This is a genomic window from Arthrobacter glacialis (genome assembly GCF_002909415.1).
In the GTDB taxonomy this organism is placed as follows: domain Bacteria; phylum Actinomycetota; class Actinomycetes; order Actinomycetales; family Micrococcaceae; genus Specibacter; species Specibacter glacialis.
In genome coordinates this window covers 270,569-285,639 of the sequence record NZ_PPXB01000003.1, presented here as the reverse complement: position 1 = coordinate 285,639, position 15,071 = coordinate 270,569, and the positions used below count along the sequence as shown (strand labels likewise).

The following is a 15,071-nucleotide window of genomic DNA, read 5'->3' as shown; positions in this document are numbered from 1 at the left end:
CTTTTGGCTGACAAGGCCGCCGCATTGGATGATCCTGCTCCAGCCCAAGGCCCGATGTGCCGGCACGGCCGTCCGCGACACCATGAAGACACGGCACAGGCACCCAAAAGCCGGCCAGTCCCACCCACAGGCCCAGCATTCAAAAACCCAAGGAGACCACCATGAAGAAGTCCACCAAGATCATGTCCGCCGCCGCCGTTGGAGCGTTGCTGCTCACGGGAGGCACCACCTTTGTTGCCAATGCCGGCACGAGCTCCGCCGCGCCAGCAGCCAAGCCGGCCGCAGATGTCCTCATTGCTGCTTCAAACGCAGTGCCCCAGAACCGCATTTCCGTTGGTGCGTCTGCACAAGCTGTGGGCGCGGCCCTGGAAAAATGCCAGGCAGACAAGCTTCCCTTCGTGACCGTTGCGTTGGTTGACCGCTTCGGCACCGTCCAGGCAATCCTGCGCGGTGACAATGCCGCCGAGCACACCATCGATTCAGCCAAGGCGAAGGCCTACACAGCCGCCGCCTTTGGGGCACCCACCAGCGAGCTGGCCAAGCGCATCCAGGGCAACGGCCCCAGCATCGCTGACCTGCCTGGAACATTGTTCCTGCCCGGCGGCGTTCCCCTGAAGGTCAACGGCGTCTCCGTGGCCGGGATCGGCGTGGGTGGTGCCCCCGACGGCATGCTGGACGAGGCCTGCGCAGCTGCCGGCGCCGCGGCCCTGATCAAGTAGCCTTTCCCCATGGCACGATTCACAGCGTCCAGCACACACCAGCGTCTATTGCTGGCGGCCGCAGTGGGGACAATGACGGTTTTAATCTCGGCCTGCACAGCAGGCGAAGGGACGACGGCGGCAACCCAAGTGCCGCCGTCGTCCGCCGCCACGAGCCAATCACCTCTCCCCACCCTCGCTGCGCCCACACCCACCCGCGCTGCCCTGTCCACGGAGGCCCAAATGGACCTTGACCAGCAGCTGATTCTCGCCGCCAAGGCCAACGACCTGCCCTTGGTTGACCGGCTCATCCAGGCCGGCGGGAACGTCAATGCCAAAGATTCGATGCAGGACTCGGCGTTCCTCTACGCCGGGGCCGAAGGATTCAACGAGATCCTGGAGCTAACCCTTGCCCACGGGGCCGATGTGTCCAGCACCAACCGCTACGGCGGAACCGCCCTCATCCCGGCGAGCGAGCATGGGCATGTGGAAACGGTGCGGATTCTCATCAAGGCCGGGGTGCCGGTCAACCATGTCAACAACCTTGGCTGGACGGCCATGCAGGAAGCTGTCCTGCTCAACGACGGCGGCCCCAAACAGCAGGACGTTGTCCGGCAATTGCTGGACGCCGGTGCCGACCCGGACCTGCGGGACCCCGAGGGGCGCACTGTCCTGGAGAACGCGCAGCGCCTGGGCTTTACGGAGATCGAGGAGATCATCAGCACGCACAGCTGAGCTGGCCCAGTGCGTGGGCCATTGTTCGGTTGCTGGCCCATTCCAGCGCGGCTTCAAGGTCGCTGGCTTCGATGACCCAGAAGCCGCCAAGGTATTCCTGGGGCAGGGTGCAGGGTCCGTCGCTCACAACGGCTGAGGCGCCCGTGTTTTCAACAGTCATGGCTTACCGAGATCATGTACTGCTTCATGCGGTGCCTCCGCTGGAGATGTGAGGTGCTGGGACAATTGCCACCGTAGCGAGGACCGGGGCGACACCGGTAGGGGGGGCCGCACGTCTCCTCTGGGGTTCCGCCCGGAATTTAGCACTGGCATTGCTGCCTAGACTGGTTGAGCGGCCCGTGAACCTACGGGGCAAGCGCCGATGCCGGCATCGGGTGAAAAGAAGAGGGAAAACGGTGACAGAGTTCTGGCACAGCAACAAGCTGCCGCACTTGGAATCGCGCCGCTCGTGCCAAGAGAGCGCAAGCTACCGGCCACACAGTCATGACAGGTTTTCAGTTGGCCTGATCGACTCGGGCACCACTGTGTTCAGCGGGGCCGCGGGGTACCCCGTTCCTTTGGCCGCCGGCGATGTCATTCTTATTCCGGCGAGGCGCGTCCACGCCTGCAACCCGGACAGCGGTCACTGGCGGTACCAAATGATCCAGGCCGATCAGGACTGGGTTGGTGGGCTCCTGCCGGAGGGAGCCACAGAGCTTGTTGCCGGAATCAGCGTGTACCGGCAGCCGGAAATGTACGGGCATTTCTCACTCATCAACGAACTGATTTTTACCGGCGCGGCACCCGGCCGGATCGAGACAGGGTTCCGCGAGGCGTTAGCAGCATGTGCGGGACGTGAACCGGCGCATCGACTGCTTGCCACCACTGACGTCGAGCTCCTTCACCGGCTGAACCCGGTGTTCATCCGGCTGCGGGATGATGAGGAGAATCCACTGCTCGATGAACTGGCCCAGATCGCGGGGATGGGCAAGTACCAGCTCATCCGGGCCATGAAAAAGCTGACAGGATTCGCGCCACTGGCGTGGCGGCAGAACGAGCGTGTCATCACTGCCCGGAAGATGCTCCGCGAGGGACGGCCCCTGGCGGAGACCGCCCACGCCCTTGGCTTTGTCGATCAAAGCCACTTCCACCGGGTATTCCGCGCCCATGTGGCTTCATCCCCTGGCAGTTATCGCAGCTAGGCGCAATATCGTACAAGACCGCACCGCTGCCATCCAGCAAACTTGACCACGTTCGCAGTCGAGGCAGTGGGAGACATATGGAGCAGTTCTTTGCCGTGGCGGCGGCGCATTTCTTGGCGTTGCTGATCCCAGGAGTCGATTTTTTCCTGATCGCCCGCACCACCATGAGTCACGGATGGCGCAACGCCAGTGGTGCCTGCCTGGGCATCGCACTGGCCAACGGTGTGTTCATCGCGGCCGCGTTCTCGGGGCTGTCCCTGATCTCCCACCCGGTGCTCTTGGGAACAATTCAGGCGGCAGGTGGCATCTTTCTGAGCTACATCGGTGTGATGTTTCTGCGCGCAAGCACGGCAGTGCTTGTCCCCGAGATGGCGGTGGCGGCGCGCAGCACCTGGGGGAAGAGCTTGGGTCTCGGGTTCGCCTCCGGCCTGCTCAATCCGAAAAACGCGCTCTTCTATGTCAGTCTCGCGGCGGGCCTTGCCGCCGCGGATGCCGTGTCGCTGGGGCTCTATGGTGCCTGGATGTTCGCGGTGGTCCTGCTGTGGGACCTCTTCCTTGCGATTGCCTTGGGGTCGGAACGGGCGCTCAGCAAACTGTCCCGCTTCCTGCCGTGGCTGACAAAGGTCGCGGGAGGTGTTCTTGTGCTCCTGGGGCTCGGGATGGTCGTGACCCTCGTGGCAGGGCTGTGGCAGTAGCTGTGCCCCTACGGCCGCCTGCCTTGTTCAATCTATCGATTAACGATATATTTACATCGTTGTTCGATGGAAGGATGGGGATGGGACGCTTAACTGTTCTGGCGCTGCGCATATGCCTCGCGGTGGGATTGGCTGGCCTGTTATTTGTGCAGCTGGTGATGGTGCCGTTGCTGGCCGTTGACCTGAGTGAGGCAGGATCCGAAGTGCTCAGGGTTAGGCCAGCCATTGTGGTGATAGTTCTGTTGGGACTTTTGGCCATCCAGGTGACGCTTTTGTGCGTGTGGAAACTCCTGAGCTTGGTGCGCAGGGACGCGGTGTTTGCGCAGGCGGCGTTCAAATATGTGGACGTCATCATCGCCGCCATTGCGGCGGCCGCGCTGCTCACCTTTGCCATGGGTGCAGTCCTGGCCCCCGGCGAGGCGGTGGCGCCGGGAGTGGTGCTCATGCTCGGGGGCGTGGGGCTGTTGATTGGCGCTGTGGCGTTGATAGTGGTGGTCATGCGCACTTTGCTGGCCCAGGCCATGACCATGCGCCAAGAGCTGGATGAGGTCATCTAGTGCCCATCATGGTCAATATCGATGTCATGCTGGCCAAGCGCAAGATGCCGGTGGGTGCCCTGGCCGAACGTGTCGGCATCACCCCGGCCAACCTGGCAGTGCTCAAGAACGGGCGGGCCAAGGCCATCCGGTTCACCACGCTTGAGGCATTGTGTGAGGCACTCGACTGCCAGCCCGGGGACCTGCTGCGGTGGGAACCCGAACCCTAAACCAGGCGCGGGCCCCGGTATTGCCGCGGATCAGTCGTTGATGGCTTCCACGCCGTCGCGCTTGAGCTGTTCAAGGTGGCCACGCATGTGCCCCAGCGCCTCAAGGGAGTGTGGTTCCCAGTCCAGCACCTCGGCAATGACCCGCAAGGGTTCGCGCGTGCGGTAGGACCTTGTGGGATTGCCCGGGAATTTCTTGTCCGTCAGATTGGGGTCGTCCTCGAAGGGACCGGTGGCTTCCACCCGGTAGATCCGCCCGGGGCCCTCGCCAGCGCTGAGCTCGGCGCCCCAGGTGGCCGCATCCAGGGTTGCCGTCAGGTAGAGGAAGTTGGCTGTTTTTCGTTCACCGTAATTAGAGCTGTGACCGGTGTTCAACAGCTCGCCGGGCACCAGTGCGGCTTTGGTGCCGTGGTAAAAAGGCCCGGAATCGTTGGGCTGGGACGGTGTTGTCTGCTGCTCCATGGGTACCCCTGCGTTGACGTTTGCATCCCACTGTAGCCCCGCGCGGAGCACTGTGGTCCAAAAATCTTCCGCCCTCAGGCGGTGCGGGGGCGCCCCAGGGGGATGACCAGGGGCGTGTGGGAGACGGGGTCCTCGATGATCCTGCACGGCATGCCGAAGACTTCCTCCACCAGCTTCTCGGTGATGACGTCCGCGGGTGCGCCCTCGGCCACCACGGCGCCGTCCTTCATGGCAATGATGTTGCTGGCGTAACGGCTGGCATGGTTGAGGTCGTGCAGCACGGCAACGAGCGTGAATCCCTTGTCCTGATTGAGGTCCCGGCACAGCTCCAGCAGTTCAATCTGGTGCGCAATGTCCAGGAACGTGGTGGGCTCATCCAACAGAAGCAGGGGGGTTTGCTGGGCCAGCACCATGGCCACCCACACCCTCTGCCGCTGCCCGCCGGAGAGCTCGTCAACCAGGCGGCCGGACAGTGATTCCACCCCTGTTGCTGCCATGGCATCGACGACGGCGGCCTCATCCGCCACGCTCCACTGCCGCAACAGTTTTTGGTGCGGGTAGCGGCCCCGGGCCACCAAATCTGCCACGGTGATCCCGTCCGGGGCAATCGAAGACTGGGGCAGCAGGCCCAGCTTCCGCGCCAATTCCTTGGCTGGGAATGCGGCCACGGACTTGCCATCGAGCAAAACCTGCCCGTTGCGCGGCTTGATCAGGCGCGCCAGTGCCCGCAACAGCGTCGACTTCCCGCAAGCGTTCGGGCCCACAATCACGGTGAATGAACCCTCGGGGATCTGGATGTTCAAATGCTCCGAGATGACCCGCTGGTCGTAGCCGATGGCCAGATCGGTGGTTTCCAGGCCCGGGTGGGTGGCTGTGGTGAGGCTCATTATTTCCTTGCTTCCCTGGCCAGCAGCCAGATCAGGTAGATGCCGCCGATGCTGACGGTCACGACGCCCACGGGCAATTGGATCGGTGCAAACAGCCGCTGGGCGGCGAGGTCACTGGCCACCAGCAACAAAGAGCCCAGCAATGCCGAGGGCACCAGGGAAATCCCGGCGTTGCCGCACAAGCGGCGGGCCAGCTGCGGTGCTGCCAGCGCAACGAAGGCGATGGGGCCGGCGACGGCGGTGGCAGCGGCAGTCAGTGCCACGCCAAGTATCAACAGCAGCAGGCGGGTGGGCTCGGCCCGGACGCCCAAGGCGCGGGCTGCGTCGTCGCCCATTTCCAGCATCCGCATCCGGCGCGAAACACCGAGTGCGGCCGCCGACACCACCACGACCACCAGCACAGCGGGCCCGGCCTGTTCCCAGGTGATGCCGTTGAGCGAGCCGGCGCCCCACACGGCCGCTGCCATGGCTGCCTCAAGTTCGGCCTGCAGAATGAGCCAGTGGTTGAAGGCGGCGAGCATGGCGCTCATGCCAATGCCCACAATGATGAGGCGGAAGCCGTGCGAGCCGCGCCGAAACGCCAACAGATACACCGCCAAGGCCGTGAGAATACCACCCGCGAGTGCCCCGGCGGCCACTTGCCAGTAGCTTCCACCAACGGCCAGGATCACCAGCAGCGCCCCAGTATATGCGCCGGTGTTGAAGCCGATGATGTCCGGGCTGCCGAGCGGATTTCGGGTCAGCGACTGGAAGATTGCCCCACTCATGCCCAGTGCGGCGCCAAGGACCAGGGCCATGAGGACGCGGGGGAGCCGCCACTGGGCCACCACTGTCTGGGTCATGGGATCCCCGCCGCCGGTGAGTGCCCGCAGTACCTCCGGCAGGGGCACGGCAAAGTCGCCCGTGGCCAGGGCGACGGCGGCGAGCAGCAGGGACAACAACAGAACCACGAAGCACACCAGCACGGTGCGGGTCTCCATGCGGAAACTGGCGGCGCCTCCCGGGGTGCGCACCAGCAAGGTCAGCCGGCCAAAGTCCAGGTCCGGGCGTGAGATGCTCACAGGCCGCTCACCTTCTTCCGGCGTGCCAGCGCAATCAGCACAGGGGCGCCGATGAACGCCGTGACCACACCCACGGGGAGCTCGCCGGGCACGGCAATGCGGCCAACCACGTCAGAGACCAGCAGAAGAATGGGGGAGAAGAGGAGCGTTGCGGCCATGATCCACCGCTGGTCGGGGCCCATGACCCAGCGCGCCACGTGCGGGATCATGAGTCCCACAAAACCAATGGCGCCAACCGCGGCCGTGGCCGAACCGCTCAGCAGCGTAATGGCCAGAACTGCCAAAATCCGGGTGCGGTTCACGTTGCTGCCCAGGGAGGTTGCCAGATCGTCGCCCAGTGCCATGGCGTTCAGCCCGCCCACCGCGAAAAGGGCAATCACCAGCCCTGCCGCCATGAACGGGGCCACGGTGGCGACCATGTCCATGGTGCGCTGGTCCAAGGAGCCAATGCTCCAGGACCGCAAGTGATCAAACGCCTTCGGGTTCAGCAGCGTCAGCCCGGACCCAATGCCCGTCAAGACCGCGCCTAGGGCCACACCGGCCAGCGTCAGGCGGATCGGATTGACAACATTTCGCCCGGAGGTGCCGATCACGTAGACGGCGGCGGTGGCCAGGACGGCCCCCGCGAACGCGAACCAAATGTAGGCGGTCAGCGAGGAGATGCCCAGCAGGCCGATCGCAACGATCATGGCAAACGATGCGCCGGCATTGACGCCCAGGATGCCGGGATCGGCCAGGGGGTTGCGGGTGATGGCCTGGATCAAGGCACCAGCCACACCCAGGGACAGCCCGACGGCGATGCCCATCAGCGTGCGGGGGAGGCGGCTCTCCAAAACAATTGCATGGTTCACGCTGTCTTGCGGATTCAGGAAGGCTGCGACGACGTCGGACACGTCAATGAACTTCGCGCCCACACCCAGGCTGAGCAGGGAAGCGCCCACGAGTGCCACTGCCGCAATCAGCAGGACCAGAAGCCGCCAGCTGGGTGTGCCGGCCACGCCGCGCCGCTCCTTGAGGGTGCGAGCGGAACGCTCAACGTGATGGGTTGTCACTTGGGACACTGTAAACCGTTCCGGAAGGCTGGGATAAAGGGGGGCGCGCCGCCTAAGTGACCCCCATCACTCGCCGCCAGAAACGCCCTGTAATTAGGTTAGCCTTAGTCAGTGAAAAACAACGATTCGGCGTCTCAGCCGCCTTCCCTCATCCGCACCCGCCGCCTGGTGCTGCGCGCCGTTGGCGCCACCTTGGCCATTGGCCTGCTGGCAGGCTGCGGTGCTGCAGCGACCACCGGCTCCGGCGCCGGCAACGCCGACGTAGCCACCGGCGGATCCAAGTTCACCACCGCTGATGCGGAAACCGCCAAGCTCGGCACCGACGCCGCACCCGGCGAGTTCCCCCGCGTGATCAAGCACGCCGGCGGTGAGACAAGCATCGAGAAGAAGCCCACCCGCGTGGTGGTCCTGGACACCGGTGAACTGGACGATGTCCTGTCCCTGGGCATCACGCCCGTCGGCATCCCCACCACCGAAGGCAAGAATTCCATCCCCAGCTACCTGGCCTCCAAAGTGGAGGGTGTGGCCACCATCGGCACCATTCAGGACCTGAACCTTGAGGCGATTGCCGCGCTTAAACCTGACTTGATTCTGGGCAGCAAGCTGCGCGCGGACAAGCTGTATACCCAGCTCTCCAGCATTGCCCCCACGGTCTTCAGCATCCGCCCCGGTTTCCCCTGGAAGGAAAACTTCCTGCTGGTGGGCAAGACCCTGGGCGAGGAAAAGCAGTCCGTGGACATCCTCAACGACTACCAGGCGCAGGCCGAGGCACTCAACAAGGACGTCACAGGGGACCCGAAGATCTCCCTGGTCCGCTTCATGCCCGGAAAAATCCGCTTGTACGCCAACAAGTCCCTGATCGGGGTGATCCTGAAGGATGCCGGGCTGGCACGCCCGGAGAACCAGAACATTGACGAGTTGGCTGCGGAAATTTCCGCCGAGAACATTGACCAGGCCGACTCCGACTGGGTCTTCTACAGCAGCTACGGCGACCCCGCCACAACCGGCGAACAGGCAGTGGTTGACGGCCCCATCTGGTCCAAGCTCGGTGCCGTCAAGGCCGGCAATGCAAAGTCCATCAACGACGACGTCTGGTTCCTGGGTCTGGGCCCGGCCGGCGCGCAGTTGATCCTCGCCGATTTGCGCACTCTCTTGGTCAAGTAGGTGGTCAAGCAGGCAGGCAGCCCTGTCCGCTGCCCGCCACGCTAAAGTTGGACGTTGGGCAGGCTTTCATTTGTCGCGCCCCTTGACTATTGAATGGAGCCGACATTGGCGCTCGAAACCGCTGCGCTGAAGCCGGCACCCACGCCCCAGGAACTGCAGTCCGTCTGGGGTGCGTTGAAGTCCCCGCGGCGCCTGCGGACCGAAGTGCTCGGCGGACTGGTCGTGGCCCTGGCCCTGATCCCGGAGGCCATCGCGTTCTCCATCATTGCCGGGGTGGACCCGCGGATCGGGCTGTTTGCCGCGTTCACCATGGCGGTCACCATTTCCTTTGTTGGCGGCCGGCCGGCCATGATTTCCGCGGCCACCGGCGCCGTCGCACTGGTCATTGCGCCCCTGATGAGGAGCCATGGGCTGGACTACCTCATTGCCGCCGTCATCCTGGCCGGAATCTTCCAGCTGGTACTGGGGCTGGCCGGCGTCGCGAGGCTGATGCGCTTCATTCCCCGCTCGGTCATGGTGGGGTTCGTCAACGCCCTGGCCATCCTGATAGTCATCGCCCAGCTGCCCGAACTGCTAGGTGTGCCATGGATGGTCTACCCGCTGGCGGCTTTCGCGCTGCTGGTCATGTTTGGCCTGCCCAAGCTGACCACGGCGGTGCCCGCACCCCTGGTGGCCATTGTGGTCCTGACGCTGTTCACGGTTCTGGCCGGAATAGTTGTCCCCACGGTGGGGGACAAGGGTGAGCTGCCGGACAGCCTGCCGTCCCTGTTCGTGCCCAACGTCCCGCTGACCTGGGAAACGTTCAAGATCATTGCCCCGTTCGCGCTCGCCATGGCCTTTGTGGGCCTGCTGGAATCCCTCATGACGGCCAAGCTGGTTGACGACATCACGGACACCCGCTCCTCCAAGACCCGAGAGGCGCTGGGCCAGGGAGTGGCCAACGTTGTCACCGGATTCCTTGGCGGCATGGGCGGCTGCGCCATGATTGGCCAGACCATGATCAACGTCAAGGCATCCGGCGCCCGCACCCGCATCTCCACGTTCCTTGCCGGCGTTTTCCTGGCCGTGCTGGTGATCGTGCTCGGTGATGTTGTGGCGCTGATTCCCATGGCAGCCTTGGTGGCGGTCATGATTTTTGTTTCGCTCGCCACCTTCGACTGGCACAGCATCCGCCCGGCCACCTTGAAAATGATGCCCAAAAGCGAGACTGCCGTCATGGTGGTCACGGTTGCCGTGGTGGTGGCCACGCACAACCTGGCCATAGGTGTTGGGGTGGGCGTCCTGGTTGCCATGGTCCTGTTCGCCCGACGTGTGGCCCATCTGGTCGCCGTGGAGCGAACCGTATCAACCGTCAACGGCCGGGAGACGGCAAGCTACCGCGTGGACGGCGAACTCTTCTTTGCCTCCTCCAACGACTTGTACACCCAGTTTGAGTACGCGCTGGATCCACACCATGTGGTCATTGACCTCAGTGCCTCCCATGTATGGGACGCCTCCAGCGTTGCCACCCTGGACGCGATCACCTCCAAATACCGCCGCCATGGCAAGACTGTGGCGATCACCGGCCTGGACGTGGCCAGTGCCGCGATGCATGACCGTCTCGCCGGGAAGCTTGGCGCGCAGGACTAAGCCCGGCCAGCCGCCGTCGTGCCTCCCAGCGACAATGTCGCACCACGGGAGCATAATGGCTGGTAGTTGGCGACGGCGCTCGCCAGGCGGCCGTGATGAGGAGCAGCAGATGACCAGGGAATTCAAGATTGTCCATGAGCAGCAGATTGACGGCACCCCCGAGCAGGTGTTTGCCGCGGCCACTGAGGGCAGCGCCGGCTGGTTGTGGCCGGTGGACATCGAGTTGAAGCTTGGCGGTGCGGGGCCCTTTGGCAGCAGCGTTACAGCGTGGGATCCGCCGCATCGCTACGCGAACCACATGGACGGCGAGAACGGTTTTTACAACACCTTGGAGTTTGAGATCTCCGAGCGCCCCGACGGCAAGTCGTGGCTGCGCTACGTGCACAGCGGTGTCATTTTCGAGGACGAAGAGAACCAGTATGAGGCGGCCCAACAGCACACGGCCTTCTACCAGCACACCCTGGCCCAAGTGGTGAAGTACTTCCCGGGCCGGCAGGCCAGCTTCGCTGAGGTCCAAGGCCCGGAGGGTTCGGGCGCGGCTGATGCCCTGCAGCGGGTCAAGGCCGCATTAGGGATCTCCGACGTCGAAGCCGGGCACCGCGTCAGCGTCACCATCGAGGGGCTGGGGCACATTGACGCCGAGGTGGACTACCTTGCCGAGAACTTCGTGGGCCTGCGCACCGAGGATGCCATGTACAGGTTCTTTGGCCGCAACGCCTTTGGCTCGGTGGTGGGCATGACCATCCACCTCTTTGCCGGGGATGCCAGTGACGAGGCTGCCGGCGATGAAATTGCCCGCACGGAAGCAGCAGCGTGGGGAACCTGGCTGAACGGGCTCTTTGGCTGAGCGCTTTTAGCCAGGGCGCGTGGCGACAATCAACACTTCTCCCTAGGGCGCGTTGCTTGCACCAGCGATGACCAAGTGTGACAGTGGTCATGGACGGCAAACACCCATGGCCGCCACCGTTGATAAAGCAAAGGGGCTTTAGATATGACAACTGAGACACCCATCAGTTCCAACCCTGAGTGGTCCAACCCTGTGTGGTCCGTAAGGGATCACCCGATGTGGATTGATGGCGTGCCTGTGCCATCGCGCAGCGGCCAATGGCGCGATGTGCACAATCCCGCCCGCCGCGAGACGGTCATTGCCCGTGTCCCTGCCGGCACGGTGGAAGACGCCGACCATGCAGTGACGGCAGCCCGTGCCGCGTTCCCGGCCTGGCGCGCCCTGCACTTCACGGGCAGGGCCAAGGCCTTGTGGGCCATTGCAGATGAACTGGAGCAGCGGGCCGAGGAGTTTTCCAGACTCACTGCCTTGGATACGGGCAACGCCCTGCGTACCCAGGCCCGGCCGGAAACCGTCAGCATGGTGGCCATGTTCCGTTACTTTGCGGGCATCGCCGGTGAGGTTAAGGGAACCACCCTGCCCGCCGGGGATGACCAGCTGCAGTACACCCGGCTGGAACCGCTGGGCGTGGTGGCCGCCATCCTGCCCTGGAATTCCCCGCTCCTGATAGCCGCGTTCAAGGTCCCTGCTGCGCTCGCCGCCGGCAACACCGTGATCCTCAAGGCCGCCGACGACGCCCCGCTGACCATCCTGCTCCTGGCCGAGGTGTGCAATAAGCACCTGCCCGCAGGAGTGCTCAACGCGCTCACGGGCCGCGGTGCCGTGGTCGGTGACGCGCTGGCCACCCACCCCGGCGTGGACAAGGTCTCCTTCACCGGATCCACCGAGGTGGGGCGCCAGGTGGGCGCCCAAGCCGGAGGCCGGCTGGCGCACATGTCGCTGGAACTGGGCGGAAAAAACCCCTCCATCGTGTTCCCCGACGTTCTCGATGGAGGCGGGGAGTCCGACGTCGAACTCATGAACGGTCTGCTCCTGGCCTCACGCTTCACCCGGCAGGGGCAAAGCTGCACGGCAGGGTCCCGGCTGTACCTGCACGAGGACATTTTTGACGAGGTTGTTTCCCGGCTGACGCAGAAGCTTGGCGCGCTGACGGTGGGCGACCCGCTGGATGAGGCCACGGACATGGGCGCCATCATCAACGCCCGCCAGCACGCCCAGATCAGCGGCTTCCTGGATGAGGGGAGGGCCACCGAAGGCATGAAGGCCGTGCTGGGCGGGGACGCGCCACAATCCGGGCCGCTGACGGAGGGCTACTACCACGTGCCCACACTGTTTACGGGTGGCAAAAACGAGTTCCATATTGCGCGTGAGGAGATCTTTGGGCCCGTGCTGGTGGCGATTCCTTGGCGTGAGGTGGACCAGGTGGTGAGCATGGCCAATGACACCCACTACGGGCTGGCCGCATACGTGTGGAGCCACAACCTCGACGACGCCCTCAACACGGCGCACCGCGTTGATGCCGGCTGGGTGCAGGTCAACCAGGGCGGCGGGCAAATGGTGGGGCAGTCCTACGGCGGGTACAAGCAAAGCGGCATGGGCCGGGAAGTTTCCCTCGAAGGCATGCTCGAGGGATTTACCCAGACCAAGCAAATCAACGTGAAACTGCGCCCGAGCGGTACCCGTGGCTGAGGGCTCCAGTGCTGAGGGCTCCAGTGCTGAGGGCGCCGCATCAGCGGGTGGCCTGCCCCTCGCCGGGGTGAAGGTCATGGACCTGTCCCGTGCACTCGCCGGCCCCTATTGTGCGGCACTTCTCAGTGACATGGGCGCGGAAGTCATCAAGGTGGAAAGCAGCAACGGTGGTGACTCCAGCCGCGCCTGGGCTCCCTTCGACGGCGTGCACTCGCTGTACTTCGACTCCGCCAACCGCAACAAACAATCAGTGGCCGTGGACTTTTACTCCGAGGCCGGCAAGACCCTGTTGTGGGACCTGGCTGTAGCCAGCGATGTGCTCATTGAAAACTTCCGTCCGGGAGTGCTGGCCGCCACGGGTCTGGACCCGGATCTGCTGCGGGAGGCCAATCCGAAGCTGATCATCGCCTCGGTGACAGGGTTCGGGCCAACCGGTCCGCTGAGCCAGGCCGCCGGCTTGGATCAGGTGGCCCAAGGCATGTCCGGGCTCATGTCGGTGACGGGTTTGGACGTTGACCATATGTACCGGGTGGGGGTGCCCATCGTTGATTTGGTCACCGGGATCTATACGGCCTTTGGCATTGCCGCTGCCCTGGCCGGGCGCAAGGAGGGCGGGGCTGGAAGTACGGTGTCGGCGTCGTTGTTGGAAACAGGACTCTCGCTCTCCGCGTTTCAGGGCCAGCAGTACCTGAGCACCGGCGAGGTGCCCGTGCCGCGCGGCAACAACCACCCTGTCCTTTCGCCGTATGGGGTGTTCAAGAGCGCGGACATTCCGCTCATCATCGCCGTGGGCAGCGAAAAGCAGTGGGTGCAGCTGTGCGAGCTGCTGGGGCGGCCGGAGTTGGCGGCGCACCCTGACTATTCCTCCAGCCGCCTGCGCACTGTCCACCGGGAGGAGCTCCGGGAACTCATCGACGGCCTGCTGGCGCGGCAAAATGCTGCCGATTGGCTGCGCGATCTGCGGGCCGCAGGCATCCCGGCCGGACCCATCTACAACTACGCCCAGGCCTTTGCCGACCCGCAGGTGCAGCACCTGAACATGGTGCAAACAGTTTCCCGCAGCGACGGCTCCGAGCTGCCGCTGCTGCGCGGCCCGGTGTCGGTCAACGGGCAAGCACCCGCCGTTCGCAAGGCACCTCCGGCGCTGGGTGAGGACACTCTGGCCGTGTTGGCGGGGCTGGGGCTCACCGCCGAACAGATCGCCGGCCTGGTGGACGCCGGGGTGGTGCTTGCCGCGCCGGCGGTGGCTCCCCGTGGCTGAGCTGCGGGTGGAACGCCACGGCGAGGTGGCCGTGCTGGTGATCGACAACCCGGCCATGCGCAACGCCGTCACTCATGCCATGTGGCAACAGTTCATGGCCCTGCTGGCTGTCTTGGCGAAGGACAGCGGCGTCAAGGTGCTGGTGGTGCGAGGGGTGGGGGAGCACTTCTCGGCAGGGGCGGACATTGCCTCACTCAAAAGCATCCTGCACGACCCGGCCACGGGGCATCACGGCGGCCTGGACATCACGGCCGCCGAGGACGCGCTCGCAGCATTCCCCAAGCCGACCATTGCCGCCATCGACGGCTACTGCGTGGGCGGCGGCTGGCAAATTGCCGGGGCGTGCGATCTTCGGCTGGCCAGCACCAGGGCGGTTTTTGGTGTCACGCCAGCCAAAATCGGCATTGTGTACCCCCTGTCCGGAATCCAGCGGCTCGTGGAGATCGCCGGCCCGGCAACCGCCAAGTACTTGCTGCTCACGGGCGATTTTGTTCAGGCGCCCGAGGCTCTTCGCTTGGGGCTGGTAACGCAACTTCTCTCCGGGGAATCGTTTTGGGATCAGGTCAGCGACTTTGCACACCATGTTGCTGCGCGCTCGCAGTTCTCCCACCAGGCGCACAAGGAGCTGGTCAACGCCCTGGGCGCTTCGACGGCGGACGTGGCCGAACTCTATGATCGCTGGCAACAGGAAATGGTGCGCAGTGCCGACGCCGAGATCGGGATTGCAGCATTCCTGGCCAAGGAAACCCCCCGGTTCNGCTCACAGTGGCTCAGCTCCCCTGCCACCTCCTGTCGGCGGCGTGCCAAAGTGGCGGGGGCCCATGAAATTTCATGGGCCCCCGCCACTTTGGCACGCCGCCGACAGGAGGTGGCAGGGGAGCTGAGCCACTGTGAGCCAAAACATGCACAGATGTAAACTTTGCACTTGTGCAATAAGTGCACCAGTG

General features: G+C 64.4%; 17 protein-coding genes. 12 read left to right on the top strand and 5 right to left on the bottom strand.

Annotated features, from left to right (window positions below; translation table 11 throughout):
* The first annotated feature begins 161 nt into the window (after positions 1-161).
* Complete coding sequence (locus CVS28_RS04950; protein ID WP_103480846.1) at positions 162-719, top strand: GlcG/HbpS family heme-binding protein; 558 nt, start codon at positions 162-164, stop codon at positions 717-719.
* 9 nt (positions 720-728) lie between these two features.
* Positions 729-1,433 (top strand): ankyrin repeat domain-containing protein, encoded by a 705-nt coding sequence (locus CVS28_RS04945; RefSeq protein WP_423716379.1) that lies wholly within the window; start codon positions 729-731, stop codon positions 1,431-1,433.
* Here CVS28_RS04945 and CVS28_RS04940 read toward each other — a convergent pair.
* Positions 1,417-1,593 (bottom strand): YciI family protein, encoded by a 177-nt coding sequence (locus CVS28_RS04940; RefSeq protein WP_103480845.1) that lies wholly within the window; start codon positions 1,591-1,593, stop codon positions 1,417-1,419. The genes CVS28_RS04945 and CVS28_RS04940 overlap by 17 nt on opposite strands.
* 235 nt (positions 1,594-1,828) lie before the next feature.
* Between CVS28_RS04940 and CVS28_RS04935 the strand changes: the two genes are divergently transcribed.
* The 4 genes from CVS28_RS04935 to CVS28_RS04920 all read left to right on the top strand — a co-directional run bounded on the left by CVS28_RS04935 (position 1,829) and on the right by CVS28_RS04920 (position 4,075).
* Positions 1,829-2,614: an AraC family transcriptional regulator gene (locus CVS28_RS04935; protein ID WP_103480844.1), complete on the top strand. Its 786-nt coding sequence runs from the start codon at positions 1,829-1,831 to the stop codon at positions 2,612-2,614.
* Positions 2,615-2,691: 77 nt separating this feature from the next.
* Positions 2,692-3,309 (top strand): LysE family translocator, encoded by a 618-nt coding sequence (locus tag CVS28_RS04930; RefSeq protein ID WP_103480843.1) that lies wholly within the window; start codon positions 2,692-2,694, stop codon positions 3,307-3,309.
* A gap of 80 nt (positions 3,310-3,389) precedes the next feature.
* On the top strand, positions 3,390-3,866 hold the full coding sequence (locus CVS28_RS04925; protein WP_103480842.1) for a DUF2975 domain-containing protein: 477 nt from the start codon (positions 3,390-3,392) through the stop codon (positions 3,864-3,866).
* Positions 3,866-4,075: a helix-turn-helix domain-containing protein gene (locus CVS28_RS04920; protein WP_103466054.1), complete on the top strand. Its 210-nt coding sequence runs from the start codon at positions 3,866-3,868 to the stop codon at positions 4,073-4,075. Before CVS28_RS04925 ends, CVS28_RS04920 begins: the two co-directional genes overlap by 1 nt.
* Positions 4,076-4,105: 30 nt before the next feature.
* Here the strand turns inward: CVS28_RS04920 and arr are convergent, their stop codons facing one another.
* From arr to CVS28_RS04900, 4 genes are all read right to left on the bottom strand, one after another.
* Entirely contained in the window at positions 4,106-4,534 is a 429-nt protein-coding gene (gene arr, locus CVS28_RS04915; RefSeq protein ID WP_103480841.1) for an NAD(+)--rifampin ADP-ribosyltransferase, read from the bottom strand.
* Positions 4,535-4,608: 74 nt separating this feature from the next.
* Positions 4,609-5,421 carry an ABC transporter ATP-binding protein gene (locus tag CVS28_RS04910; RefSeq protein WP_103480840.1) on the bottom strand — a complete coding sequence of 271 codons (813 nt, stop codon included), beginning with the start codon at positions 5,419-5,421 and terminating at the stop codon, positions 4,609-4,611.
* Positions 5,421-6,476, bottom strand: coding sequence for an iron-enterobactin ABC transporter permease (gene fepG, locus CVS28_RS04905; protein WP_423716382.1), 1,056 nt, complete (start codon positions 6,474-6,476; stop codon positions 5,421-5,423). The genes CVS28_RS04910 and fepG overlap by 1 nt, the downstream gene beginning before the upstream one ends.
* Before the next feature lie 2 nt (positions 6,477-6,478).
* On the bottom strand, positions 6,479-7,480 hold the full coding sequence (locus CVS28_RS04900; protein ID WP_243399711.1) for an iron chelate uptake ABC transporter family permease subunit: 1,002 nt from the start codon (positions 7,478-7,480) through the stop codon (positions 6,479-6,481).
* Positions 7,481-7,645: 165 nt separating this feature from the next.
* Between CVS28_RS04900 and CVS28_RS04895 the strand changes: the two genes are divergently transcribed.
* The 6 genes from CVS28_RS04895 to CVS28_RS04870 all read left to right on the top strand — a co-directional run bounded on the left by CVS28_RS04895 (position 7,646) and on the right by CVS28_RS04870 (position 15,040).
* Positions 7,646-8,698 carry an ABC transporter substrate-binding protein gene (locus CVS28_RS04895; RefSeq protein WP_479768592.1) on the top strand — a complete coding sequence of 351 codons (1,053 nt, stop codon included), beginning with the start codon at positions 7,646-7,648 and terminating at the stop codon, positions 8,696-8,698.
* Positions 8,699-8,803: 105 nt separating this feature from the next.
* Complete coding sequence (locus CVS28_RS04890) at positions 8,804-10,327, top strand: SulP family inorganic anion transporter (RefSeq protein WP_243399697.1); 1,524 nt, start codon at positions 8,804-8,806, stop codon at positions 10,325-10,327.
* Positions 10,328-10,436: 109 nt separating this feature from the next.
* A complete protein-coding gene (locus CVS28_RS04885) occupies positions 10,437-11,174 on the top strand; it encodes an ATPase (protein WP_103480837.1) in 738 nt (245 codons plus the stop codon).
* 144 nt (positions 11,175-11,318) lie between these two features.
* On the top strand, positions 11,319-12,863 hold the full coding sequence (locus CVS28_RS04880) for an aldehyde dehydrogenase family protein (RefSeq protein WP_103480836.1): 1,545 nt from the start codon (positions 11,319-11,321) through the stop codon (positions 12,861-12,863).
* Positions 12,856-14,124, top strand: a complete 1,269-nt coding sequence (locus CVS28_RS04875) for a CaiB/BaiF CoA transferase family protein (protein ID WP_243399696.1) — start codon at positions 12,856-12,858, stop codon at positions 14,122-14,124. Before CVS28_RS04880 ends, CVS28_RS04875 begins: the two co-directional genes overlap by 8 nt.
* Positions 14,012-15,040, top strand: a complete 1,029-nt coding sequence (locus tag CVS28_RS04870) for an enoyl-CoA hydratase/isomerase family protein (RefSeq protein WP_423716378.1) — start codon at positions 14,012-14,014, stop codon at positions 15,038-15,040. The genes CVS28_RS04875 and CVS28_RS04870 overlap by 113 nt, the downstream gene beginning before the upstream one ends.
* Positions 15,041-15,071: the final 31 nt, after the last annotated feature.